Source organism: Arcobacter sp. s6 (assembly GCF_040884245.1).
Lineage (GTDB): Bacteria > Campylobacterota > Campylobacteria > Campylobacterales > Arcobacteraceae > Aliarcobacter.
This window is the reverse complement of sequence record NZ_JBEVTN010000007.1, coordinates 78,106-102,059: the sequence shown is the minus strand read 5'-3', so window position 1 is coordinate 102,059 and position 23,954 is coordinate 78,106. Positions and strand designations below refer to the sequence as shown.

The 23,954-nt window shown below is 27.1% G+C and carries 32 protein-coding genes; 3 read left to right on the top strand and 29 right to left on the bottom strand.

The window, feature by feature from the left end:
- Positions 1-4: 4 nt before the first annotated feature.
- The 18 genes from flhF to ABVS04_RS05635 all read right to left on the bottom strand — a co-directional run bounded on the left by flhF (position 5) and on the right by ABVS04_RS05635 (position 13,919).
- Positions 5-1,156 (bottom strand): flagellar biosynthesis protein FlhF, encoded by a 1,152-nt coding sequence (gene flhF / locus ABVS04_RS05720; protein ID WP_368029705.1) that lies wholly within the window; start codon positions 1,154-1,156, stop codon positions 5-7.
- Positions 1,153-1,548 (bottom strand): hypothetical protein, encoded by a 396-nt coding sequence (locus ABVS04_RS05715; RefSeq protein WP_368029704.1) that lies wholly within the window; start codon positions 1,546-1,548, stop codon positions 1,153-1,155. The genes flhF and ABVS04_RS05715 overlap by 4 nt, the downstream gene beginning before the upstream one ends.
- The gene (locus ABVS04_RS05710; RefSeq protein ID WP_368029703.1) at positions 1,532-1,909 is read right to left on the bottom strand and encodes a hypothetical protein; all 378 of its coding nucleotides are present in this window, start codon (positions 1,907-1,909) and stop codon (positions 1,532-1,534) included. The genes ABVS04_RS05715 and ABVS04_RS05710 overlap by 17 nt, the downstream gene beginning before the upstream one ends.
- Before the next feature lie 11 nt (positions 1,910-1,920).
- Positions 1,921-2,226 carry a rod-binding protein gene (locus ABVS04_RS05705; protein ID WP_368029702.1) on the bottom strand — a complete coding sequence of 102 codons (306 nt, stop codon included), beginning with the start codon at positions 2,224-2,226 and terminating at the stop codon, positions 1,921-1,923.
- A 2-nt stretch (positions 2,227-2,228) separates the two neighbouring features.
- Positions 2,229-3,005 carry a flagellar motor protein MotB gene (locus tag ABVS04_RS05700; RefSeq protein ID WP_368029701.1) on the bottom strand — a complete coding sequence of 259 codons (777 nt, stop codon included), beginning with the start codon at positions 3,003-3,005 and terminating at the stop codon, positions 2,229-2,231.
- A gap of 9 nt (positions 3,006-3,014) precedes the next feature.
- Positions 3,015-3,770 carry a motility protein A gene (locus ABVS04_RS05695; protein ID WP_368029700.1) on the bottom strand — a complete coding sequence of 252 codons (756 nt, stop codon included), beginning with the start codon at positions 3,768-3,770 and terminating at the stop codon, positions 3,015-3,017.
- Positions 3,771-3,773: 3 nt separating this feature from the next.
- The gene (locus tag ABVS04_RS05690) at positions 3,774-4,661 is read right to left on the bottom strand and encodes a FliM/FliN family flagellar motor switch protein (RefSeq protein WP_368029699.1); all 888 of its coding nucleotides are present in this window, start codon (positions 4,659-4,661) and stop codon (positions 3,774-3,776) included.
- Positions 4,662-4,671: 10 nt separating this feature from the next.
- Entirely contained in the window at positions 4,672-4,983 is a 312-nt protein-coding gene (locus tag ABVS04_RS05685; protein WP_368029698.1) for a flagellin, read from the bottom strand.
- 75 nt (positions 4,984-5,058) lie between these two features.
- Positions 5,059-7,056: a tetratricopeptide repeat protein gene (locus ABVS04_RS05680; protein ID WP_368029697.1), complete on the bottom strand. Its 1,998-nt coding sequence runs from the start codon at positions 7,054-7,056 to the stop codon at positions 5,059-5,061.
- Positions 7,057-7,069: 13 nt separating this feature from the next.
- Complete coding sequence (locus ABVS04_RS05675; protein ID WP_368029696.1) at positions 7,070-7,399, bottom strand: hypothetical protein; 330 nt, start codon at positions 7,397-7,399, stop codon at positions 7,070-7,072.
- 127 nt (positions 7,400-7,526) lie between these two features.
- The gene (locus tag ABVS04_RS05670) at positions 7,527-7,814 is read right to left on the bottom strand and encodes a FliM/FliN family flagellar motor switch protein (RefSeq protein ID WP_368029695.1); all 288 of its coding nucleotides are present in this window, start codon (positions 7,812-7,814) and stop codon (positions 7,527-7,529) included.
- A gap of 73 nt (positions 7,815-7,887) precedes the next feature.
- Positions 7,888-8,547 (bottom strand): FliH/SctL family protein, encoded by a 660-nt coding sequence (locus ABVS04_RS05665; protein ID WP_368029694.1) that lies wholly within the window; start codon positions 8,545-8,547, stop codon positions 7,888-7,890.
- On the bottom strand, positions 8,547-9,551 hold the full coding sequence (gene fliG, locus ABVS04_RS05660; protein ID WP_368029693.1) for a flagellar motor switch protein FliG: 1,005 nt from the start codon (positions 9,549-9,551) through the stop codon (positions 8,547-8,549). The genes ABVS04_RS05665 and fliG overlap by 1 nt, the downstream gene beginning before the upstream one ends.
- Before the next feature lie 30 nt (positions 9,552-9,581).
- Positions 9,582-11,303, bottom strand: a complete 1,722-nt coding sequence (fliF, locus tag ABVS04_RS05655; RefSeq protein ID WP_368029692.1) for a flagellar basal-body MS-ring/collar protein FliF — start codon at positions 11,301-11,303, stop codon at positions 9,582-9,584.
- 17 nt (positions 11,304-11,320) lie between these two features.
- Positions 11,321-11,728, bottom strand: coding sequence for a flagellar basal body rod protein FlgB (gene flgB / locus ABVS04_RS05650; RefSeq protein ID WP_368029691.1), 408 nt, complete (start codon positions 11,726-11,728; stop codon positions 11,321-11,323).
- Complete coding sequence (locus tag ABVS04_RS05645; RefSeq protein ID WP_368029690.1) at positions 11,728-12,447, bottom strand: flagellar hook-basal body protein; 720 nt, start codon at positions 12,445-12,447, stop codon at positions 11,728-11,730. Before ABVS04_RS05645 ends, flgB begins: the two co-directional genes overlap by 1 nt.
- A 3-nt stretch (positions 12,448-12,450) precedes the next feature.
- Positions 12,451-13,533 (bottom strand): hypothetical protein, encoded by a 1,083-nt coding sequence (locus ABVS04_RS05640; protein WP_368029689.1) that lies wholly within the window; start codon positions 13,531-13,533, stop codon positions 12,451-12,453.
- A 14-nt stretch (positions 13,534-13,547) separates the two neighbouring features.
- On the bottom strand, positions 13,548-13,919 hold the full coding sequence (locus ABVS04_RS05635; RefSeq protein WP_368029688.1) for a response regulator: 372 nt from the start codon (positions 13,917-13,919) through the stop codon (positions 13,548-13,550).
- 160 nt (positions 13,920-14,079) lie between these two features.
- Between ABVS04_RS05635 and flgG the strand changes: the two genes are divergently transcribed.
- From flgG to ABVS04_RS05620, 3 genes are read left to right on the top strand one after another with little or no spacing between them, the layout of a single operon-like run.
- Positions 14,080-14,868, top strand: coding sequence for a flagellar basal-body rod protein FlgG (gene flgG, locus ABVS04_RS05630; RefSeq protein WP_368029687.1), 789 nt, complete (start codon positions 14,080-14,082; stop codon positions 14,866-14,868).
- Between the two features lie 15 nt (positions 14,869-14,883).
- Positions 14,884-15,258, top strand: coding sequence for a hypothetical protein (locus ABVS04_RS05625; protein WP_368029686.1), 375 nt, complete (start codon positions 14,884-14,886; stop codon positions 15,256-15,258).
- Between the two features lie 10 nt (positions 15,259-15,268).
- Complete coding sequence (locus tag ABVS04_RS05620) at positions 15,269-16,249, top strand: hypothetical protein (RefSeq protein ID WP_368029685.1); 981 nt, start codon at positions 15,269-15,271, stop codon at positions 16,247-16,249.
- 34 nt (positions 16,250-16,283) lie between these two features.
- Here ABVS04_RS05620 and rimM read toward each other — a convergent pair whose 3' ends face one another.
- The 11 genes from rimM to purE form a co-directional block, all read right to left on the bottom strand.
- Positions 16,284-16,817 (bottom strand): ribosome maturation factor RimM, encoded by a 534-nt coding sequence (gene rimM / locus ABVS04_RS05615; protein ID WP_368029684.1) that lies wholly within the window; start codon positions 16,815-16,817, stop codon positions 16,284-16,286.
- A gap of 6 nt (positions 16,818-16,823) precedes the next feature.
- Positions 16,824-17,063: a KH domain-containing protein gene (locus ABVS04_RS05610; RefSeq protein ID WP_368029683.1), complete on the bottom strand. Its 240-nt coding sequence runs from the start codon at positions 17,061-17,063 to the stop codon at positions 16,824-16,826.
- Between the two features lie 17 nt (positions 17,064-17,080).
- The gene (gene rpsP / locus ABVS04_RS05605; RefSeq protein WP_026803962.1) at positions 17,081-17,308 is read right to left on the bottom strand and encodes a 30S ribosomal protein S16; all 228 of its coding nucleotides are present in this window, start codon (positions 17,306-17,308) and stop codon (positions 17,081-17,083) included.
- Positions 17,309-17,395: 87 nt separating this feature from the next.
- A complete protein-coding gene (gene ffh / locus ABVS04_RS05600; RefSeq protein ID WP_368029682.1) occupies positions 17,396-18,748 on the bottom strand; it encodes a signal recognition particle protein in 1,353 nt (450 codons plus the stop codon).
- Positions 18,749-18,899: 151 nt separating this feature from the next.
- Positions 18,900-19,658, bottom strand: coding sequence for a pseudouridine synthase family protein (locus tag ABVS04_RS05595; RefSeq protein ID WP_368029681.1), 759 nt, complete (start codon positions 19,656-19,658; stop codon positions 18,900-18,902).
- Positions 19,649-20,797: a lipid IV(A) 3-deoxy-D-manno-octulosonic acid transferase gene (gene waaA, locus ABVS04_RS05590; protein ID WP_368029680.1), complete on the bottom strand. Its 1,149-nt coding sequence runs from the start codon at positions 20,795-20,797 to the stop codon at positions 19,649-19,651. Before waaA ends, ABVS04_RS05595 begins: the two co-directional genes overlap by 10 nt.
- 2 nt (positions 20,798-20,799) lie before the next feature.
- A complete protein-coding gene (locus ABVS04_RS05585) occupies positions 20,800-21,522 on the bottom strand; it encodes a zinc ribbon domain-containing protein (RefSeq protein WP_368029679.1) in 723 nt (240 codons plus the stop codon).
- Positions 21,515-22,270, bottom strand: a complete 756-nt coding sequence (locus ABVS04_RS05580) for a Nif3-like dinuclear metal center hexameric protein (protein WP_368029678.1) — start codon at positions 22,268-22,270, stop codon at positions 21,515-21,517. Before ABVS04_RS05580 ends, ABVS04_RS05585 begins: the two co-directional genes overlap by 8 nt.
- Positions 22,271-22,279: 9 nt before the next feature.
- Positions 22,280-23,218, bottom strand: a complete 939-nt coding sequence (gene glyQ, locus ABVS04_RS05575) for a glycine--tRNA ligase subunit alpha (RefSeq protein WP_368029677.1) — start codon at positions 23,216-23,218, stop codon at positions 22,280-22,282.
- Positions 23,219-23,452, bottom strand: coding sequence for a glutaredoxin family protein (locus tag ABVS04_RS05570; RefSeq protein WP_368029676.1), 234 nt, complete (start codon positions 23,450-23,452; stop codon positions 23,219-23,221).
- Positions 23,452-23,946: a 5-(carboxyamino)imidazole ribonucleotide mutase gene (gene purE, locus ABVS04_RS05565; protein ID WP_368029675.1), complete on the bottom strand. Its 495-nt coding sequence runs from the start codon at positions 23,944-23,946 to the stop codon at positions 23,452-23,454. The genes ABVS04_RS05570 and purE overlap by 1 nt, the downstream gene beginning before the upstream one ends.
- Positions 23,947-23,954 lie beyond the last annotated feature (8 nt).

The window sequence follows — 23,954 nt, the reverse complement described above, 5'->3', positions numbered from 1 at the left end:
AACTCTATCTCCTAATACATTGATGATTCATAAAGCAATCTATTAAAAAAGTAGAATCAGATACTATTAAGTCATCTGGTACATTTTGTCCGATTGAAAAATATGTTATTGATTTTTTTGTTTTATGAGCAAATGAAATTAAATTTCCAAAACTTCGTGTTTCATCTAATTTTGTAAATGTTAGATAATCAATATTTAATCTTGAATAATTTTTATAAATTTCTAATAAATCACTATGTTTTACATTTGCAGGTAAAACTAAAATCTTTTCAATGGGTAATTCTTCAACTCTTTTTTGATATTCATTGATAAGCTCTATTTTATCAACATCGTATTGACTAGAACCTGCTGTATCTATAAATATATAATTACAATCTTTTAATCTTAAAAGTGCTTCAGATAAACCTTCAGGCTTTTTTACAATTTCCAAAGGTAATCTCATAATATTTGTATAAGCTTGTAATTGCTCAATAGCACCTACCCTAAATGAATCAAGTGTTACAATTCCTACTTTATAGTTTTGACCTAGTTTATAAGCATAACGAGCTGCTAATTTTGAGATAGTAGTAGTTTTTCCAACACCTGTTGGTCCAACCATCATGATAATTTTTCTTTGATGTTTTCTTAATGGGACTTCATGTTTGATTGGTATTACTCTTCTCAGAATCAATTTAAAAAAATCATTTACTTTTTTTGGATTTGATTTTAAGGCAATTGGCAACTGTTTTATAGTTTTTTTCATAATTGTATATGTCATCTCTTGATCAAATTCATTTAACTCAAAAGTATTATACATAGATGCAAACTCAGGTGGAATTGTTAAATCATAAAGTTGGCTTTTTGGATTCCATATTGATTTTTGAACTTGCTCTAGTACCCCTTGCATTTTTAGAATTTCTTCTTTGAAATCATATACATGTGTTTTCATTTGCGAAGAATCTTCACTTGCTTTACTTATTGCAGATTTTGTGTAGATTAAGTTTTTCTTTTTATCTTCATCTTCAATTGCAACAACTACTTCATACATACTTTTGCCGTTACTTCTAGAATCAGATATTTTTTTTGTAGAAATTACAATTGCTTCTTCACCACATTCATCTTGAGCAAGTCGCAAAGCAATAGTTGGCGTTTCTCCTAAAAAAGAGAGCATATTCATTTTATTCTTCCATCTTTATATATTTGCTCAATTGATCCATCCAAATTCTTTATTCGAATAAACTCATCATTTTCATATATAATTTTTCCTTTTTTCTCAATTTTTACACCGCCAAAATTGAAAACAACTCCTGTATCTTTATAATCTTTTACATCTTTTTGACAAATAATAGTATTTTTATTTATAAAATGAGTAGTTACATAATCTTTATTTTGTATATCACTAAGTTTTAAAGGTACACATGCTTTTGATATATCATTAACATTTTGCACTCTAAATTTAGAGATATCTATTTTTTCCTCAAAATTAATTGATTCTTTTGCTATTAATACACTAATAGCAAAACTATTTACAGATAATAATAAACATAAGAAACTAAACCTTAATATCAAAAAGTTGTCCTCCCTTTACTGCTGTGATTTCAGAAACTAAATCTTTATACATTTTTTGAACAGGTAATACTATAGAAGCCAATTTTTTATTCAACACATAAAGTTCTTTTAAATCAACCTCAAGGGTATCTACACTTTGTCTGTATATATTAACATCTTTTCCCTCTTGAAGTAAAGCCATTAATTCCTTATTTAATTGCATTTTTAAAACCATTATTTCATCAATCATAGAATGTTTTTGATCATTTCTTTTTAAAAGTTCTTCGTGTTTAGCTTCTTTTATATCTAAGATATCTTGATTAATAGAACTTTTAAGTTGATCAACTAAATCAGTCATATCCTTAACTATATTTTCTATCATAAGAACTCCCTTTATTTATTGTTTTTGGTTAAAAATTCATACAACATAGAACTAATACCCAAGCTACCTGTTGAGTTGTCTGCTACTGCTTGTATATACATACTTTTAATAATATCAGATCCAGTACCCTCACCTGCTATATTTGATGAACGCAAGGAAACATCAAGTGTTTGATTTAAAAAGTATGACTCAAAATCATCACATACTTGTTTTAGTTGTTTTTCATCTTTGTTTTTAAGTTCAGCACTTTTAACATTTTCAAACTTATTTGTTTGTAACATATCTTTATTGATTAAATTGCTAGTATTTATTTCCATTGTTACTCCAATCTATCAAAGAAATTCTCTTCACTTAAAATATCTTGTTGATTATTTTCAGAAAAGAATCTCATTTCAACTCTTCTATTATCTGCTGCTACATCACTTTTTGGATGAAAAGATCCATATGCAGAAACTTTAAGAATTGCTGGATCAATTCTATTTTTTATCAACTCTTTTACAACAGATATTGATCTAAGTGCTGATATATCCCAAGAATCTCTAGGAATTGTTGTACTTTGAATTCTATTTGTATCTGTATGCCCAATTATTTCAATATTAAAAGTTTGTGGCATAGTTCTAATAACCCTTGCAATTTTTGAAATAAATATTTTTGCACTTTGATTTGTTAACTCATATTGTCCATCATCAAACATTATAGTGGAAGGGATATCTAAAACAAATTCATTTTTCCCTTTTTCCATTTTAATTTCTTGACTTTCAATACTTTGACTTGAATTAACTTCTTCAACTATTTGTGAAACATCTTGAGCCGTACTATCAAAATCACTTTCATTTGATGAATTATCTTCTTGAGTTGAAGAGTCATTATTTTGAGTAGAATAAGCATCACTTTGAGTTTCAACATCAGTGGAAGCATCAATAAAACCCATTGCTTTTTTCATAATATCAAAATACTCTTCAACTTTTTTCTTATCCATTACTGCCATTGAAAGCAAAAGAATAAAAAAAGTTAGAAGTAAAGACATTAAATCCCCAAACTGTACCAACCAACCAGGTAAGCATTTAGGGCATTCAGGACATTTATTTTTTGCCATTATTTTACTTTATTCATTAGGTTCAACTAAAATTGCATTTAGTTGCATTTTTATATTACCTATAGATTCCTCAGCAGCAATCATTGTTGCTCCTTGAATAATAACTTCACAAGCAGTAACTTCAACATTATGTTTTTGAGATAACTTACTTTCAAATATTCCTGCAAATAATGTTCCAGTAAGTGCTCCATACATTGTTGTAAGTAATGCAACAGCCATTGCAGGACCAACAGCAGCTGGATCTGAAAGGTTTGCAAGCATCGCAACAAGCCCTACAAGAGTACCAATCATTCCCATAGCACCCGCAGTTCCTCCAATATTTCCAAATATTGAAATCATTACACTATGTCTTTTATTCATATGCTCTAACTTTAATTCCATTAAAGGCTGTAATACATCAGGTTTGGTTCCATCAACAAGCAGTTGAAATGCTTCTTTAAAAAATGGATTTGTTTCTTGAAGAACTTTCTGCTCAATTTGCATTACACCATGTTTTTTTATTTCTGTGGCGTAAAAAACAATTTTTTCTACTAATTCATTTAAGGGTTCAACCTTAACATTATTCATAGCAACTTTTATTGCCGGAACAACTCTTTTTAAATCAGCAGCCTCAAATTGCCCTGCTGTTACAGCAATAGTACCTCCAAAAACAATAACTACAGATGGAATATCTATATAAGGACCAAATCCTACTCCACCTAAAATTATTGCTAGAGCTACTAATCCCCATCCAGCTCCCAATCCGCCTGCGGTAGTTTTATCCATAAATTACAATCCTATTTGATTTAATCTAAAATCTTCATTTCCGATTTTTTTTATTTTAAGTCCAAATTTACCTTCAACAATTACAGCTTCACCTTCACCAATTTTAACACCATTTACTAAAATTTCTAAAGGTTCATTTACCATTTGTTCTAATTCAATTATTTCTCCGACATCCCATCTTAATATGTCTTTCAAAAGAACAACTTTTGTACCAAGTCTCACACTTAATTTTAATTTTACATTATATAATAATTCAAGATTTTTAGGCGCTTGAATTATAGGAGATGAAGACATTGAAGTATTAGTTGGAACATTTACAGAAGAAATAGCTGGACTAGAACTTGGTTTTGTAAATGAATCTTCTTCTAATCCAATTCCAGTAATTGAAGAAAAAAATGGTAAGATAAATTCATCAAAACATACAAGTATAGGTAATTTTTCACTATCTAAAGAAAGAATAAACTCAAAAGTATTACTTTTCGAAGATAATACTGATCCATCTATTATTTTTGAACTTTTAATTTCTGATTTAATAGAAGTAATATCAGCTAAACCTTGTGCATTAACTGAAGTACAAAAACTTCCGCAAATATTTGAAATTATTTCATTAATAGCATCAGTTATTTCATCATCAATATGTTCTTTTAAATCACCCATTCCACCAAGCATTAAATATTCAAATTTAGTTGCACTTAGTGTTGGAACAAAAAAAATCACTTCAGAAGAGACACCTTTTATATCAAATTTAACTATACATTCAACAAGTTGAGTTGAGTCAAAACTATCATTTGATAATTTTACTACTGCTTCAACTTGAGAATTCTTTGATAATAATTGCTCTAAAGTATTTGAAAGTTCGTCTTTAAATATGTTTGATAAATCTGATGCCAATTAAACTACCTTATTCATTTCTTAGTGCTAATTCTTGTAAAAAATATGCTTTCATTTTCATCATATCTTCTGTTGGATATTTATATTCTGCTTCACTTTTTGTAATTTTAACAAAAAAATCTTTTGAATCTTTGTTATAACCAAATTTAACATTATCTAATATAACCTCATTTTTACTAGCAGCAGCATCAGGGCTTAAAGCTTTTTTATATTCATCTTCTGGATCTACTTTATTCTTTTCATCCAGATTACTTATTTTTGATAACTTTTCAATATTATTCGTTTTTGCATTGTCTATTTCTGCAACTCTACCAATTTCCATAGTATCCTCCTAAAAATAACAAATTTAAGTTATTATAGCAGAATAAAATTAAATTATTTAGATTTTAAAATTAAACTATAGAGATTCTAAATACTCATCAAAGCCAATTAATTTAAAATCTATTAGTGAATCTAAATATGGATTATTTAAAAATTGTTTTGCACTTGAAATTTTAAGCTCCTGAATAAGTTGTACCGCTGTTAAAAAATCTGCATCTTGATCATTCAAAATTGCTTTTATCAAAGATATTTGAAGTGATGCATCATTATATCTTCCTGCTTCTAATAATGCAGCAACCATCAAATACATTGTATATTTATCTTCAAGCTTATATTCACTTTGTAAATATTCTAAAGTTTTGATTGTTTCATCAGGAGAACCTAAATGTAAATCACTTAAAGCTTTAGTTCTAAGATAAGAGGGTGATTTGCCACCTGAAATTCTTAAATCAGCATTTGTTAGAATTCCTAAAGCCTTTAATATATCAATATAATACCTAGTAATAACCAAAGGTCCTTCTAAAAAATTATCATTTAAAGTAAGAGGAATAGAATCTTGTAATCTTGCAAAATAAGAAAAATCATTTTCATTCTCTTTTCTTTGAACTAATCTAATCAAAAAAGTCAATGGATCTTTAAAATGCTCATCCAATAGCATATGATTTGAAATATCTTTATTTTCATTCATAATTTTTAAAAAATCGATAGCTTTATAAAATATAGTAGATTCATAATTTAAAGGTTTATCTGAAAAAGTATATAATGAATTAATAAATAGTTTATAAATTTCTTTACCAAAATAATTATATAAACCATTATCATTTTTTATTGTTGTTTCAATATATTCTTTGTCTTGAATTTTTATATTTAATCTATTAGCTGTAATAAGATACATTGTTGAATACAATTTATTACCAGGATTTAATTTATACGCTTTTTCAAAATATTTAAAAGCATTATTAAAATCATTAATTTGTGCACAAGATAATGCTAAATTATAAAAGATATATGACTTTGTATCTTTTGTCAACATTTTCTTTAATTCTACAACTCTAATAATTGGATCTGCTTTAACTATATCTAAAAATTTTGCATTATATTCAACCATTTCCTCAAGGTTAACAATACTTTCTTTTTGATTATATATAAATCCTTTTTGACTATCATAAATTATTTCTTGTGAATCGGAAAAAATAAAAGGTGCAAAATAATAAATAAAATCTATTTTTCTTGATTGATCAAATTTCAATACTGAATTTAAATATTGCTTAGAAGTATATTTGTTTTGATTAAAAAATATTTCTAATGGTAATTCAATATTTGATTTAAATGTATTTTTTCTTGTATTAATTTCATCTAAAGTTTCTTTCAATTGCTCTAAATTATTCAATTTCAAATTAGTAAAACTCGTAAACCATAATATTTTATCAATTGTATTTGGATTTACGTTATCATTTTTTGCTTTTTTTAATAATAGATTTGCTTTTTCATAATCTTTTAACTTTATATAAATTAATGCTTTTTTTAAATCCATAGCATAATCCATAGTTTCCAATACAGATAATGCATTTTCATACTCTTTTAAAATTATGTAAGTATCAGCAAGCATTCTTTTACTATGTTCTGATAAGTCTGTAAATTTTTTTGATATTTTAACAATAGTATCAAGATACTTATTATCTTTTGATATTTGATAGAGATAAAAACATGCAGACATATATGAGAAAGTATGGATTTTTGAATTTTCTTCTTTTTCATAAATTTTATTTAAATAAACTATCGAATTATCAATAGAGTTTAATTTGTAATAGGCAATACCAATATTTAAATAAGAAGGGATTTCTAAAATTTTTGCTGTTTTTTTAAAAAGCTCAATTGCTTCATTATATTCATTTTTACTAAGATGTAATACAGCTTTATTAAAATCCACCTGAAGAGCTAAGTTTTCTTGAGTTTTTTTTAATTTTTCAAATTGAAATATAATTTCTGGTTGGGATTCGATAACATCTGCATTAAGATATAAAATAGTATTAAAAGCAAAAGTTCCTAATAATATTTTATGTAATAATTTCATTTAATATTATACCTTAAACCATAGTATTAACTTGAGCATAAAGCTCTTCATTTCTTTTTTCTAAATCTTCAACTCTATTTTTTAAGTTTATATTTTCAATTCTTAATTGCTGTAAATCATCTCTTGCAACTTGTAAATTATTTTGATTTGTTTTTAAAGTATTAGAACTTATTTTAACTTGTTTTTCATATCTATCCATCAAAGCTTCTAATTTAGTTAAATCTTCTTGTAAAATATTTTTTTCTTCATTTACTTTTTTATATAATGATTTATATACATTAGCACTTGAAAAGAAATATAATAATAAAACTCCAATAACTGTAATTAGTAAAAAATTTTCCAAATTTGTCCTATTTAAAATATAGACAAAGAAATATTTGCTTTGTCTAAAAAATTATTTTTTAGATTGATTAGACTATTTAACAACTTATACTTGTATTATATCTTGCAAGTATTAGCTATATAGTTTATTATAAAATATGTTCTTCAAAAAAATATCTAACAACATTATCAGAATCCATTGAGTCTTGAACTCTAACAGCTAGTTTATCATCAATAACTATGATATCACCTGTACCAATAATCCTCGAGTTAACGTAAATTTCTCCACCTGAACCTGCTGCTTTATATAAAGATATTATATCCCCATCACCTAATTTTAGAAATTCTGATATACTAATATTAGTACTGCCTAACATTACATCAACAACAATTTCCGTATCAACTAATAAGTCATAATCTCTTTCACTAATTTCCATTTTAATACTTTTTTTTCATTTTGATAAATTATATCATAAAGTTATATTATTTCAAAGAAATAACATATCCAAACTAAATAACCAAATCCAAAGATTCAAGCATTGATGAAACTTTTGATTCTATATTACCATCAAAGTTTCCAAGATCACTTGCAATTACAACTCCACCTGCTGTAACATTTGCATCTTGATGCAATTCAATAAAAGGTTCTAAATTTAATTGACCTTTTAAAATTTCATAATCTTTTGGATTTAAATGAATTTGTACTTTTGAAGCTGTTTTTATTTTATCTAAAAGATGCGTTATTGTTTGCTTTGCAATTTTAGCTGAATTTTCTCCAACTTCAATACTAATGATTTTTTGAGCTATTGAGATTGAAGTTTTTAGAAGTTTTGTTTCCATTTGAAAAGTAGCTTGTTCAAAAAAAGCAGCATAATGCTTCAAATCTCTTATAGCTTGAACAACTTGTGCATCTATATCCTTACCTTTTATTCCATCATTTTCTATACTAGTTACTTTTTGTGAAATTTCATTTATTTTTGTACTTAGATTTCTAATTTCAATTAATAAAGGATCCGTTCGTCCATTAATTTCTCTATCATCAAGTATGGTACTAGAGTTTGATACAAGATTATCTTCTATCTTATTATTAATAAAATTGCCTAATTCATACTTTTGAACTTCTTCATTTTTACTTAAAATTTTTGCACTTGAGTATACATTATCAGCCATTATGAATTCTCTCTATCAATAATTCCATCTTCAATCATTTTTTGTGCAACATCAAGCATTTTTCTTTGTGCTGTTTCTATATCTTTTATTTTAACTTTATTTAACATTTCAAACTCTTCTTTAAATCTATCTCTTGCCCTTTGACTCATAGAACTAGTAATTTTATCCATATCTTCTTCAGGTGCATTTTTCATGGCAACTACAACATCTGCTGTTTCAACATTTTGTAAAATTTTCATAATATATTCACTATCAAGATTTAATAAGTCTTCAAATACAAACATATTTTCTTTTATTTTAGTAGCTAATGAAGTATCAATACCATTTATATTTTTTAATATATCTTGTGCTTTTGGTCCTAGTTTATTTAACATATCAGCTACAACTTTAACACCACCGACATCTACAATTGAAGATAATAAAGATTCGAGTTTTTTCTCTAAAACTAAAGAAATAGTTCTTACAACATCAGGAGAAACATCTTTTATTGTTGCTATTTGAATAGTAACTTTTACTCTAATTTCTTCATCTAATTGCATTAAAACTTCAGCTGATTTATTAGGATCCATATGAGATAAAATAACAGCAATTGTATGTGGAGATTCATCTTTAATAAAGTCACTTAATTGTTTTGGATTTATACCATCTAAATATGAAAAAGCTTGCGAAGCTAATTTCATTCTTGACAATTTTGCTAAAACTTCATCAGCCTCAGCTTTTCCAAGAGATTTATATAAAATATCTCTTGCAAAATCATAACCACCTGCACTAATAAAACTTTTTGATTTAGTATATAAATGGAATTCTTCAAGTATTGCTAGAGATACTTCTTTATTTATTGATGTTACTTGTGTAATTGCAGTAGAGATGTTCTCAACAGTATCTTTAGGTAGATGTTGAAATATTTTAACAGTTGACTCTTCTCCAATTAAGACAAAAAATCTTGCGACTTTTGCCAGCATTGACATGCCTTTTAAAACATCATTTTCTTTTGTTTCTGCCATTTAAAACAACCTTTTTATTTAAAACTACCACTATTTTTTAAAATTACTATTACCTTCACTTAACAACATCTCTATCATTCTTGCGATTTCTGCCGGATTATTATTTATTTCTCGATCTAACTCTTCTATAAAAACTTCATATCTAGCTGCTGACTCTTCATCTAATCCATCAATATTATTTAACATTTGACTTTTGACTTTTGACTTAAGTCTGCCTTGTGCGGTATTTGTATCAAATTCATTCTCATAATCAGTTAGCATATCTTTTACTAAATTTTCGTCATTTACGTCAACATTTTGTTTTGAGCCATCACCTAAAATAACAACTTCATTTGAAGCTATAAATTTTTTATAAAAAATAAATAATAAAACTGCAGCGATTAGATATTGAATATATTCACTAAAATCTTTTAATACAGATTTGATCATGGAGATAGTATCAACAGGTCCATTATCTACAACTATTGCATTTCCATTTTCATCTACTGTTTGTCCAACTTGGTCTATTGGTTTAACACCAATAAATTTAAAATCTTTAACAGTTATTTTATCGCCTCTTACTTTATCATATCCAATTGTATCTTGAACTATAGATTCTAAAGATAAAATGAATTCATCTTTATTAGGAATATCTTTTAAAACTGACGAATCAAAAGTAACAGCTGCTGTAATTCTTTTTATATTTGTATAGTTATTATCTTTTTGCGTAATCACTTTTTTTGATATTTCATAATTTGTTACTGTGTTTGTACCTTCACTATTTGAAGCAATATTAGTATTAGCAGCTCCTGTTCCTGGTGTTTGAATATTATTATCAACACCCGCTACTCCACCAGTATTTGAAGGCATTCCTTGTGAGTTAGAAGTATTTTCAATTGTTTGTTGAGATCTAATACTTCCTTCTGGATTATAAATCTCTTCTTCTACATCTTTTTTAATAAAATCTAAAGAAATAGTAACTTTTGCAACAACTCTTCCAACTCCTACAAAAGGTTCAAGAAGAGCTACTACTTTTTTTTCATAATCTTCTTCTAAATTTTCTTTATATTTATTTTGAGTCGATGATTTTTGATTATTTATATCATCAGCTGATAATTGTAATAAACTACCATCTTGATCAATTAATTGAATATTCTCTTCTTTTAAATCTGGAACAGCTGAGGCAATAAAATTTTTAATTCCATCAATTTGTTTTTGCGTTAAAAATATTCCTGGTTTTAGTGAAACCATAGCTGAAGCAGTTGTATCATTTTTCTTTTCTGTAAATATTGTATCTTTTGGAATAGCAATCTTTACATTTGCTCTTAAAACTCCACTTAAAGCTTCTAAAGATCTTGATAATTCACCTTCTAAAGCTCTTAAATATTTTACTTTATTTTCGAAATTTGTTGTACCTAATGAAGATTTTTCAAATATCTCCCAACCTACGTGTTTACTAGTTGCTGCTTCACTTGTTACCAATTTTATTTTAGCAATATTTATAAAATCTTTTGACGTTTTTAAAGTTAAATTATTTCCAGTACCAATTACTGCAAATTGAATACCTGAAGCTTCAAGCTCATCACTTGCTAGCATAACTTGAGATTTTGTAAGATTTGTAGCTATAGTATAACTTAATTTTTTGTCTTCGGCTTTTACACTTGAATAAACTAATAATCCAACTAATAAAATAAATAATAGAGAGAATCCTCCTATAATTACAGCTCTTTGTGCCGTGTTTAAATTATTTATAAACTTTAAAAGTTGATCCATAAACTATATTATCCTAATTAATTTTTTGCAGAAGATTCAACCACAGAACGAAACAGTTTTGAATCTCTTTTTATTGATGATTGAATAGCATCAAATAATATCTTATTTTTAGACATTTCACCCATTTGAGTATCTATATTTACATTATTACCATCATTTTGCTCTTCTAAATTTTGAACTTCCATTAATTTAGGATTAGAATTGGATTGAAATGAATCTATATTTGTCATATGTTTTGAATTTGTAATTTTCATTTGTAAACTATTTTTATTTATTGAATTATTTAATTCATCTTCAAAAACTAACTCTTTTGTTTTATAACCAGGAGTATTAATATTAGCAATATTGCTAGAGATTACTTTTTGTCTTTCACCTCTAAAGTTTAATTGCTCAAAAAGTTTACTTGATATACTACTTGCTTCCATTATTTAGTATTACTTCCTATTTTATCTATCACACTTGAATTTAGCTCATCAATTGTTTTAATTGCTTTTTGAGATTGCTCAAATCTTCTTTGAGCATCAATTAATTCAACCATTGCTGTAACAGAGTTAACATTTGACTTTTCAATAGCACCCTTAACAATCATATTATCATTGTTTTCAAATATTTCAACTTGATTTGCATCTTTTAAAGTATATGTATTATCTCCTATTTTTTCCAAATTAGAATATGCTGTTTTCACAACTCCAATCTGAGATACAAAATTTTCTTCGATTTCAATTGGCTCATTATCAGCATTTAATACATTATTGCCATTAGAATCTACTAAGAAATTATCCAGATTTTTAAATGCACCATCTCGCGTATATACAATATCACCATCAGAATTTTGAATTTTAAAAAATGTATCAGGTGCATTCATTGCAAAATCTAAGTCATTACCTGTCATAGTAATTGGTCCCATTTCAGAATTAATAAATTTTGCATCAATTTTTGGTATATTATTTGTTACAGTATTAATTTTAGTTGGAAGCTCATTATTCGCTTGTGCTCGTTCTAAATAATAATTAAAAGTTGTTTCAGTTGTAGCTTCTTGCTTAAATCCATTTGTGTTAATATTAGCTAAATTATTACTAATTTGATCTAAACGATTAATTTGATTAATCATCGATGCAGCAAGAGGATAAGTACCTTGATTCATTATTTATTCCTTGTGATCTGAAAACTCAGCAATTAATTTATCTAGATCATCTCCTGCTAAATCAGTTGAATGATCACCATGAATATGTTTTGCAACGGCTACATTATTAGCACTTCCATCATCTTCAAATAAATTATTTAAGTACATAGACAATTTTCTAATAACAGACATTACACGCTCTATTTTTTGCCTATTAATGTCATTAAACTGCATTAATTCCATTGCTTGGAAAATTTGTGTATCTTCTACATTACTTTGTTGTTTCAAATTATTTAATGTTTCTGATACTGTTTTAACACTATTTAAGTGTTCTGCAAAAACTTCAATATTTGGAAATCTATTATTTAACGATTCTAATAAACTAGCTTGAGAATTAATAAATAATTCCATTGATTTAATTGAATTTCTAAGCTCATTATTATTGTCTAAAGTCAAACTTAATACATCAAATATTTGTGAAACTTTTTCTTCAGAATCATTTGCAACTTGATTTAACTGACTTACTACTTTAGTGTCTTTCTCCGCAGGTAAAGGAAATACCCCCTCTTCTATCTTAGAAGTGGTCCAATCTTTTCCTATATCATCATCACTTTTATCTTCTTTTTTTTGAGAAATATTTTTTTCTTTTGTATATTCTTCTTTGATCTCAGGCTTAGATATTTCTTCTACAGATATTTTTTCTTCAACATCTTGATTTTCTGATTTAAGTTCATTTTCTAATTTATCTAAAGAAACTAAATTTATATCTTGTAAAGAGTCTTCATCAAGTTCTTCTTTTTCATCATCTTGAGATTTAGAAGAGTTTGTTTCTATGTCATGCAGTAATTGTTCAATTTCATCTGTTTTCACACGAGATTCTTCTTTTTTACTAATTATCTCTTTTGAATCATTGATACTAACTTTACTCTCTTCTTCAACTTTTGATTTAGAATCTTCTTTTTTATAATCTTCAGTTTGCGCTAATAATTCTTCAATTTCTTGTGTATTTACTTTTGTAGTTTCAGATGATTCTTCAGAATCTGAAGTATCATCCTCTATATCTAAACCACTCATTAAAGCTTCAATTTCTTCCTGACTCATACTCATGATAAGACCTTATATTATTTTTTTAATACTCCATCAAGCTTCTCTTTTAAAACTTCTGCATTAAAAGGTTTTACTATATAGTTATTTACTCCTGCTTTTAACGCAATAATAACTTCACCTTTTCCACCTTCTGTTGTAATCATGATAATTGGTGTTTTTTGGTGTGTCCCTTCTGATCGAACTTTCTTTACTAATTCCAAACCATTCATATTAGGCATATTCCAGTCTGTTAATATTACGTCATAATGCGCTTCACTAAGTAATTTCCATGCTTTAACACCATCTTCAGCTTCGTCGAAATTATCTTTTGCAAATCCTAACTGCATAACTACATTTCCAATGATTCTTCTCATTGTAGAGCTATCATCAACTATCAGAATTTTCATTAACTATCCCCTGTATATATAAATATTTTCAATAATTATGCATTATATATGATTTGTTTTAAATTTACACTTAATCATCAAAAAATAACCTAGTTGATTTATCTAACTTTAATTGTACTTAAAATATAATTGTTATATATGCAATTCAAAAGGATAGCCCATGATGAGAGGACTTTACACAGCAGCAACTGGTATGAATGCAATGCAACATCAACTTGATGTTACTTCAAATAATATTGCGAACGTAAATACTGCAGGATTTAAAAAAGATCGTGCAGAATTTCAAGATTTGATGTATGAAACATTGAATTATACAGCAGGTCAAACATCGCAAACTACAATGAATCCAACAGGTATTGATGTGGGACTAGGAGTTCGAATTTCTGGGATTCAGAAAAATTTTACAGAAGGTGCTTTAAATACAACATCAAATACTCTTGATTTAGCAATTTCAGGAAAAGGTTTTTTCCAAATTACTCTTCCAAGTGGTGAAATTGCATACACAAGAAATGGTGAATTTAAACTAAATTCAGAAGGTACTATTGTAAATGGTAATGGTTATGCATTAAGTCCTGAAATTGTGGTTCCAGATGATGTGGAAGATGTATCAATTGCCCAAGATGGAACAGTGACAGCAACAAATGCAACAACAGGAGAATCACAAGAATTAGGAAATATAACATTAGTCGATTTCATCAATTCAGCAGGACTAATACCTATTGGAAATACAATGTTTATGCAAAGTGATGCATCGGGTGATCCTACAGAAGGAACTCCTAATGAAGATCAATTTGGCTCAATTCAACAAGGAATGATAGAGCTATCAAATGTTGCACTAGTTACTGAAATGGTTGATTTAATCACTGCACAAAGAGCTTATGAAGCGAATTCAAAAGCAATTACAACTGCTGATACAATGTTAGGTGTTGTAAATACTTTAAAAACTTAATAAATAAATTTAATAATGAATTTAAATGAATTAAAAAAAAGAAGAGAACAAAATTTTTTAGCTCATAAAAAAAAGAAAAAAGAGTATTATTTAAAAAAGAAACAAAAAGTTAAAAAAGAGATAGATTATCAAGAAGAATTAAAAGATGATAATTTTTCTCTTAAAATAAAAGAGATAATAAAAGCTCAGAAAAACTATGTAGATAATAGAAAAGAACTTATAGTAAAAAAAATAAAAGAATACAAAGATATAAAAAAAGAATACTACGAGCAAAATAAAGAAAAAAGACTAGAGTATGATAAAGAGTATAGAGAAAGAAAAAAAGAAGAACTAAAGAAATACAGAAAAGAGTATTACAAAAGATTAAAAGAAAAACAAAATAAACTTTAAAAGAGCATCAATGGCAGAAGAAAGTAAAGTAGTAGAAGACTTAAAAATCAAAGATGAGTTATCAGATGCTAACACATTAACTATTGAAAATGAAGATAATGATAAAATTAGCAATGAAGATGACAAATATAAAGATATTCTTGAAGTTAAAGAAGATATTACAAAATCAAAAAAGAAATCTCTTCTTAGTAAAATATTAATTGGATTGATTATTTTTTTATTTTTACTTTTAGCTGTAGGTATATCTTTATACTTTTTAGGTTTTTTTACACCAAAAGAAGACACTACACCAGTTGTAGAAAATTCAATGCCTGTTGAAGTAAAAGAAGAAACTTATAAATTTGATATAAAAGACATAAATTCAAAAAAACTAAATGAACAATTATCTTTTTTAACTAATAAAAATATTAATAAAGAAAAAAACGAAGAGTTAGAAAAATTAGAAAATGAAAAAAGAATAATTGAAGAAGAAAAAAGAAGAGAAGCAGAAGCCTTAAAAATTAAAGAAGAAGCATTATTAAAAGAGAAAGAAGCTATAGAGGAAAAGAAAACTCAATTAGAAAATGAAAAAGCTGAACTCGAAGCTATGAAACAAGAAGCTTTAATGCTAAAAGAACAACTAGAAATGAATAAATCTAAATTAGAAGCTAATACTGAGGAAAATAAAAACACTGTTATTCCTGTAGCAATAGAAAAAAAAGAAAATGATATCCCAACTTTAGTATCAAAAGATAAAAAGTTCTTAAAATTTATTAACGTTGCAAAAATAAAAGGTAGTTTATATAAAAAATATCTAGATAAGGTATCTTCTGTTAATCCAAATGCAATATTATGTAGAGATGATAAAAATAGAATAGAGATATATTTTGGTCCATTTGAGGATGATGAAACAAGAAGTAACTTGTTAGATAAATTAATTAAAAATAAATTTCAAGAAGCTTATGAAGTTGAGTTTACTAAAGATGAATTTGACAAGAGATGTAATTATTAATATTTATTAATAATTATACTCAGTAATTTAAATATTATGAGTTTTCTAATATTTCTAAAGATTTAATAACTTTAATAACTTTAGTTTCAATATTTATATCAATTACATATTTATCAAATATGTGTGGTATTAGAAATACTTTTGGTAGGCCTTTATTAACAAGTTCTTCACTTGTAATAATCTCTAAGTAATCATTTAAAGGGTATCTTTGAATCTCTTTTACAATACCTAGTTTTAAATCATTTTCATAAACTTCACAAGATATTAAATCAAACCAGAAAAATTCATTTTTTCCTAACTTACAATATTGCCTTGTTTGCTCAAATGTAGAATAAAGTTCTTGATTAGTTAGTTTTTTTGCAGTATCTACATCATCATAGTTTTCAAATCTAATTAATTCTCTTGATGAGTTGTATTCTAAAACTTTTAATTGTAGATTTCTATTTGTGCTAAATATAGCACCAGCTTTAAATTGCTCAGGGAAATCTGAGTCTATAAAAAGTCTTAAATGACCTTGTAATCCTACTGCTTTCCCTAATTTTGCAACAAATATTTTATTATTATTCATAAATTACTATTTCACCACTACTTGTATTTTATAAGAGATACCATCTTTTGCTTTACAACCATTTGCCATAGTTTTTAAAGCATTAATCATATTTCCATTTTTACCAATAAGTTTACCAATATCAACACTATTTACACTTATAATAATTTCAGCAAAATTATCATCTATAAGCTCTTTTGTAACGGTTACATCTTCAGGTACACTAACAATAAGTCGTGCATAGTTTTCTATAAATTTAATAATCATAATATTTTCTATTAAAATTATTTAGAAGCTAATTTTTTAACTTTTTCTGATGGTTTAGCACCAACACTTAACCAGTAGTTATATCTTTCTTCATCAATTTTTAATACTTTTGGCTCTGCAACTGGGTTGAAATAACCAATAGATTCAATCCATCCTGAATCTCTTCTTTTTCTTGAGTCTGTTACAACGATTCTGTAAAATGGTTTTTTGTTTCTTCCCATTCTTGTTAATCTAATTACTGTCATATTTTCTTTCCTTTTTTGATTATAGTATTGAATTCTGAACTCCAAAACAAAAGTTAAAAGTTCACAGCTCAATACTATTTAATATTTTTATCTAGGGATTTTTGGCATCCCACCAGGTCCCATTTGAGACAACATATTTTGTAAACCTTTCATTCCACCCTTGCTTGAAAGTTGTTTTGCCATTTTAGAAGCATTTTTAAATTGTTTTAAGATTTTATTGATTTGAACTTCAGAAACTCCAGAACCAATTGCGATTCTTCTTTTTCTACTTGGGTTCATTAAATCTGGATTTTCTCTCTCTTTTGGAGTCATAGACCCAATTAACGCTTTAATTCTTTTTATCTCAGCAGAGTTTTCAAAGTCCATATCTTTAATTGGACCAGCCATTTGAGAAAGACCAGGGATCATTCCAATAATAGATTTCATAGAACCTAATTTACTCATCATTGAAAGTTGATCTAAAAAGTCATTAAAATTAAATTGACCTTTTTTAATTTTTTTACTAACTTCTTTTGCTTTCTTTTCATCAATAATTGCAGATGTTTTTTCAGCAAGTCCTTCAATGTCTCCTAAACCTAATAATCTCGAAACAATTCTATCTGGAATAAATACTTCAAGATCTGGCATTTTTTCACCAATACCAATAAATCTTAAAGGAACATCTACTTGATGAGCAATAGAAAGTGCAACTCCACCTTTTGTATCACCGTCATATTTAGATAAGATAACCCCATCAATTCCAATCTTTTCTTTAAATGTTGTTGCTGTTTTTGTGGCATCATGACCTGTTAAAGAATCAGCTACATAAAAAATCTCGTTTGGCTTAATTGCATCTTTTATATCTTTTAATTGAAGCATTAAAGCTTCATCAATTGCAAGTCGTCCAGCTGTATCTATTAAAAGTACATCATAATGCTCTTTTTTTGCTTTTTCTTTTGCAGCAAGTGCAATTTTAATTGGATCTTTTTCAGTATCATCAAAATAAATATCAACATCAATTTGAGCTGCAATTTGTTTTAACTGTTCAACTGCTGCTAATCTTTGTAAATCACACGCTGCTACTAAAACTTTTTTCTTTCTAGTTTTTAAATAGTTTGCTAATTTACCAGTTGTAGTTGTTTTTCCAGAACCTTGAAGTCCTGTCATTAAAATTGTTGTTGGAGGAGTACTTGAGAAAACAAAACCTTGATTTCCAGTAGTTGTTAAAAGATTTGTTAATTCACTTTTTAAAGCTTTTAGAAAAGAATCTTGCCCTATTCCTGCATTTTTAGTATTTAACTCAATAGCTTGAATAAGATCTTTTGTAGTTTTATGATGAACATCTGCTTTTAATAAAGCTTTTTTTAACTCTGACGTTGCTTTTGTTAATGCTGCAACATCATCTTGATGTCTTATTTTATTTACTGCGTTTCTAATCGAACCGGTTATTGAATCAAACAAAATTAATCTCCACAATTTTTAAATTGCGCAATTTTACTTTAAAAATACTTTATTCTAGGTTAAACGATTATGAATACTTTAAGTCAATATTTATTTTCATTTATTTAAGAAAAGCCCTTTGTATGGGTTTTCTTAAAATTTCAAACCTTAATTATGATTGAAAGTCATACACTCTAAACTCTTTTGGTTCTTTTGATTCAAATACATAATCAAATATTTTTGTAACTTTTGAATGTAATAAAACTCTATTTATATTTGAAGCTGTTCTTCCATATATTGCATCTCCAATGATTGGAAGCCCAACAGAATTTAAATGAACTCTAATTTGATGTGTTCTTCCTGATTCAATAACAACTTTTATTTTAGATTTATGCCCTTCAACTAAAATTGGATAAACAGTACTTTTTGCAGGTTTTCCTCTTTTAACATCTATTTTTGATTTAGCCATTCCTCTATCTTTTGTAGTTAAAATTGGCTTATCTATAACAATCTCTTCCACAACTTTTCCATCTACAATAGCTACGTACTCTTTATATACTCTATTTTGAGAAAATTCAGTAATTGCTTTTTTTTGAAATTCTTCATTTTTAGCAAACATCATTACACCACTTGTTTCTTTATCAAGTCTATTTAATAAAATTGCGCCAGAAAATCTTTTAGCTACATCATCTGCAGTTAAAAATGCTGGTTTATCAACAACTAAAATATTTTTATCTTCAAAAATCACTTTTATCTTTTCAATTTCTTTAATTGTAAAGTGAGTATCTGTTCTAATTTCACCACGTGCTATTAAAACTTTTTTATCTCCAACTTTAACAACACCTCTATCTATTAACTCTTTTGCTTTTGAGTTTGAGATTCTTTCTTGTTGTGCTAATAATTTATATGCTTTATCATATTCTACAGCCATTTGTTTATTTCCTTTATTATAGGTTCAATTGAACCTGCTTTTGTTAAAATTGCTTTATCTAAATTAACTATATTATCTAAATATTTTTTCAATTCATCATCATTTATTAAATAGTAGTTTTTTATACAATCAAAAAGTGATTTTTGATTAAATATATTTTTACCGCTTATTATTTTACAAGAAAAAAATGCTGGTTCAACTGGGTTGTGACCACCGATTTTTTCAAATGCTCCACCTAAAATTACTAGATCAGAAATTGCATAAATATCATTTAGCATTCCCATTTTATCAATCAATATTATATCAGAATCAAAATTTTCTTTTTCAGAGTATTTATGATATGTGATATTTTTATTTTTAATATACTCAAGAACAAGAATATCTACTTTTTCGAATCGTTCAGGATGCCTAGGAACAATTATTAATTTTCCTTGATTTTTATTATAAGCACTTAAAATCAAAGCTTCTTCATTTTCATGTGTACTAGCAGCTGTTATTACACACTCTTTTGGTTTTTTTAAATCTAGTTTTTTACTTGGCAATTGTGCTAACTTTATATTTCCAATTACTTCTACATTAGAAGCACCAAGTTCTTCTAATCTTTTTTTATCAACATCACTTTGTGCAAAAACTTTATCAATATTTTTAAATATCTTTTTATAAAAAAAAGAGAATTTTTTATATGATTTATAAGATTTATCTGAAATTCTTGCATTTATTAAAAAAGTTTTTGCACCTTTTTTCTTTGCAAATAAGAAAAGCATATACCAAAGTTCGGCTTCCATAACAACTAAAACTTTTTGTTTATTTATCCAAAAAGGTAAGAAAATTTCAAAAGGAAGATATCTTACGTTAGAACTAATAGTTCTAGCCTCTTCATACCCTGTATTTGTAATAACAGAGATATTTGCAAGTTCTTTATAGTTTTCAATTAAAGGTTTAATAGCCTTCGTTTCACCCATCGAACATGAGTGAAACCAAATACCATTTTCTTTAAAGCTAGAATTATCTTTTAAAAAAAATTTTGCTGGAATTGCTTTTTTGTATTTAGTACTTCGTGATTTCCATACTAAATAAGGAATAGCAAGTATATAAATAACACTTAATAATAAGTAATAAAATATACTAAAAAGGCCCAAAATTAAGCCTCTACTAGTTCTTCATCATCTTTATAAAGAATTCTTCCACAATGTGGACAGTTAATGATCTCTTCTGCTTTAATAACTTCTGCATAAGTTTTATCATTAATTTTCATATAACATCCATAACACGCTTGTTTTTTTACAGGAACAACAGCTGAATCTTTTGCCCATCTTTTGATTTTTTCGTAAAAAGTTAAAATTTTATTATCAAATTTATCTAATAATTCACTTCTTTCTTGGTATACAACATTTCTTTCTTTATTAATCTCTTCAATTGTAGTATCAACTGCAACTTGAATCTCTTTAATATCTTCTTCTTCTGCTGTAAGTTTTTCTTGTAATTCTTTTAAAGTTACTTCTTTATTTTTAGCAAGATTATCTAATCTTTCGATTTCTTCATTTGCAAACGAAATTTGTTCTTTTGCGATTTCTTCTTCTAATTGTAAAGCTTTTAACTCTTTATCATTATGAACATCTTTGTTCTTTTTTGCAATATTGTCTAACTTAGTTTTTAATTCTGCTAAGTGAATATTGTTTTTTGTTCTTTTTGATTTTACATCATCAATTTCTAAATAAATTGAATTAATTGATGCCTTAATTGATTCTGCTGTTTCAACAAATGTTGCCAACTTTGCTTTTTCATTCTCAATTTTTGGTTCAAACATACTAATTGCTGTATCAAATTTTGACAATTTGATTAAATCCTGTAAATACTTATTCAACCGTTTCTCCTTCTATAAAAAACTCAAATGGATTTTTCGAAGCTGTTATTATAGCTTTTAATTTATTTTTTTTCAAATATTCTGAAAGAAGTCCCTCTATTAAGGGAGCAAAGCATCTTTCACTCTCATAATGTCTAATGTCAATAAGTGATAAACCTCTTGCTTTTGCTTCCATTGCATCATGATATTTTATATCACCTGTTAAGAAACAATCAGCTTTTACCTCATCAATTAAAGACATACCTGAACCTGTTACAACTGCAAGAGTTTTTATAAAATCACTACATCTTACAGCTTTAATAGTTTTCATAGCTAGTTTTGAAGAAATATGTTTAATTAAATCATCAAAGTTCATATTAACTTCACAATTAGAGATAAACTCTTTTGTATTAATAATATTAAAACCTAAAATTTCTTCTATAAAATAGCTATTTAAATGTGTTTTATCAATATTCGTATGCATTGAAATTAAAGAAATATTTTTTTTAATTAATTCTCTTAATAATTTTGTGCTATATGTATTATAATTAACTTTTTTTAAACCTGAAAATATTAAAGGATGATGAGTTATAACTAATGAATTCTCTTTAAAACTAGATACTAATTCTAAATCTAAATCAATACTAAGATATACATTTTCAATTTCATCTTCAAATGAACCCACTAATAATCCTGCATTATCCCATTTTTCTTGTAATTCAAAGGGAGAAAGATTATTTAATACTTCATAGATTTCTATTAATTTCAAAATAAAGCCCTAAACAAATAATTCAGGATTTTTAGCTTTTAAATTATCTAAAGCTTTTAAAGAAGCTGGACTTCCAATTCTTGCTAATCTTGCAGGTTCTTGTTCTTTATATAAAACTGCACAACTTTGAGATAGCTCTCGTACCTTTAAAATATAATTTTGTCTCTCAGTTACTGAGATAGCTTTTCTTGCATCTAAAGTATTAAATGCATGTGAAGCAATCATACATTGATCATATGCAGGAAGAGGAATCTTTGCTTCTAAGCATGATTTACACTCGTTAAAGGCATCATCAAAATGCTTAAATAACATTTCAGTATTCGCAACTTCAAAGTTATATGTTGAAAATTCAAATTCTGCTTCTTTGTGAACATCTCCATATGTAGTAATTCCATGTTCATTTTCATTCCATACAATATCATACACTGAATCAACACCTTGTAAATACATAGCAAGTCGTTCTGTTCCATATGTTATTTCAACAGCGACAGGATCACAAGCAAGACCTCCTACTTGTTGGAAATATGTAAATTGAGTAACTTCCATACCATCAAGCCAAACTTCCCAACCAAGTCCCCAAGCTCCAAGAGTTGGAGATTCCCAGTTATCTTCCACAAATCTAATATCATGTTTAGAAATATCTAAACCTAAAAATTCTAATGATTGTAAATATAAATCTTGAATATTATCAGGACTTGGTTTGATTAGAACTTGGAATTGATAATAAGCACCTAATCTATTTGGATTTTCTCCATATCTTCCATCCGTGGGTCTTCGACTTGGCGCTACATAAGCAGTACTCCAAGGAGTTGAATCTAAACTTCTTAATAGAGTTGCAGGATGGAATGTTCCTGCACCTGCTGGAATATCATAAGGTTGTACAATATTACACCCTTGTTTTGCCCAAAAATCTTGTAATTTTAATAGAATTTGTGAAAATGTTACCATCTATTTAATCCCTAACTCTTTATTTATTTTATTTTTATCAAAACCACAAATCCAAGAGTTACCTATTAGAATTACAGGTGCACCTTTACATCCATGCTTTTGACAATCTTTTAACGCTTCTTTATTTTTTGATAAATCAATGAGGTTATATTTTAGTTTTTTTACTTTTAAATATGCTGCAGCTTCTTTACACCATTTACAATTTGGGATAGTAAATAGTGCTATTGGCTTCATTATAAAAGTACTTCTATATCTTTTGAATCACTCTCAACCGCTTTTGCTTTAACAATTCTATCTTCTTTTAATTTAACCGCTAACTCTTTGTCTGTTATAGCTAAAATCTGCATTGCTAAATAAGCTGCATTCATAGCTCCTGCTTTTCCAAGAGCAACTGTAGCAACTGGCATACCAGCTGGCATTTGAACAGTTGAAAGCATGGCATCCATACCATCCATTGCACCACCTTTCATAGGTACTCCAATAATTGGTTTTGTTGTTGTTGCAGCTAATGCACCCGCAAGATGCGCAGCCATACCAGCAGCAGCTATAAATACAACAGCACCTTTTTCTTCTGCTTCTTTTACATAATCTTTTGTTCTTTCAGGACTTCTATGAGCCGATGAAATAATCATTTCATATTTTACATTAAATTTTTCAAATGTGTCTGAACAGTTTTTCATAATTTCATAATCAGATTTACTACCCATGATAATAGATACAAAATTCATTAATTAGC

Coding starts and splice junctions, on each gene's coding strand:
- flhF (WP_368029705.1), bottom strand. CDS start 1,156: ATGAATATGCTCTCTTTTTTAGGAGAAACGCCAACTATTGCTTTGCGA.
- ABVS04_RS05710 (WP_368029703.1), bottom strand. CDS start 1,909: ATGATAGAAAATATAGTTAAGGATATGACTGATTTAGTTGATCAACTT.
- ABVS04_RS05705 (WP_368029702.1), bottom strand. CDS start 2,226: ATGGAAATAAATACTAGCAATTTAATCAATAAAGATATGTTACAAACA.
- ABVS04_RS05700 (WP_368029701.1), bottom strand. CDS start 3,005: ATGGCAAAAAATAAATGTCCTGAATGCCCTAAATGCTTACCTGGTTGG.
- ABVS04_RS05695 (WP_368029700.1), bottom strand. CDS start 3,770: ATGGATAAAACTACCGCAGGCGGATTGGGAGCTGGATGGGGATTAGTA.
- ABVS04_RS05685 (WP_368029698.1), bottom strand. CDS start 4,983: ATGGAAATTGGTAGAGTTGCAGAAATAGACAATGCAAAAACGAATAAT.
- ABVS04_RS05680 (WP_368029697.1), bottom strand. CDS start 7,056: ATGAAATTATTACATAAAATATTATTAGGAACTTTTGCTTTTAATACT.
- ABVS04_RS05670 (WP_368029695.1), bottom strand. CDS start 7,814: ATGGAAATTAGTGAAAGAGATTATGACTTATTAGTTGATACGGAAATT.
- ABVS04_RS05665 (WP_368029694.1), bottom strand. CDS start 8,547: ATGGCTGATAATGTATACTCAAGTGCAAAAATTTTAAGTAAAAATGAA.
- fliG (WP_368029693.1), bottom strand. CDS start 9,551: ATGGCAGAAACAAAAGAAAATGATGTTTTAAAAGGCATGTCAATGCTG.
- fliF (WP_368029692.1), bottom strand. CDS start 11,303: ATGGATCAACTTTTAAAGTTTATAAATAATTTAAACACGGCACAAAGA.
- flgB (WP_368029691.1), bottom strand. CDS start 11,728: ATGGAAGCAAGTAGTATATCAAGTAAACTTTTTGAGCAATTAAACTTT.
- ABVS04_RS05645 (WP_368029690.1), bottom strand. CDS start 12,447: ATGAATCAAGGTACTTATCCTCTTGCTGCATCGATGATTAATCAAATT.
- ABVS04_RS05640 (WP_368029689.1), bottom strand. CDS start 13,533: ATGAGTATGAGTCAGGAAGAAATTGAAGCTTTAATGAGTGGTTTAGAT.
- ABVS04_RS05635 (WP_368029688.1), bottom strand. CDS start 13,919: ATGAAAATTCTGATAGTTGATGATAGCTCTACAATGAGAAGAATCATT.
- flgG (WP_368029687.1), top strand. CDS start 14,080: ATGATGAGAGGACTTTACACAGCAGCAACTGGTATGAATGCAATGCAA.
- ABVS04_RS05625 (WP_368029686.1), top strand. CDS start 14,884: ATGAATTTAAATGAATTAAAAAAAAGAAGAGAACAAAATTTTTTAGCT.
- ABVS04_RS05620 (WP_368029685.1), top strand. CDS start 15,269: ATGGCAGAAGAAAGTAAAGTAGTAGAAGACTTAAAAATCAAAGATGAG.
- rimM (WP_368029684.1), bottom strand. CDS start 16,817: ATGAATAATAATAAAATATTTGTTGCAAAATTAGGGAAAGCAGTAGGA.
- ABVS04_RS05610 (WP_368029683.1), bottom strand. CDS start 17,063: ATGATTATTAAATTTATAGAAAACTATGCACGACTTATTGTTAGTGTA.
- rpsP (WP_026803962.1), bottom strand. CDS start 17,308: ATGACAGTAATTAGATTAACAAGAATGGGAAGAAACAAAAAACCATTT.
- ABVS04_RS05595 (WP_368029681.1), bottom strand. CDS start 19,658: ATGGCTGTAGAATATGATAAAGCATATAAATTATTAGCACAACAAGAA.
- glyQ (WP_368029677.1), bottom strand. CDS start 23,218: ATGGTAACATTTTCACAAATTCTATTAAAATTACAAGATTTTTGGGCA.
- ABVS04_RS05570 (WP_368029676.1), bottom strand. CDS start 23,452: ATGAAGCCAATAGCACTATTTACTATCCCAAATTGTAAATGGTGTAAA.
- purE (WP_368029675.1), bottom strand. CDS start 23,946: ATGAATTTTGTATCTATTATCATGGGTAGTAAATCTGATTATGAAATT.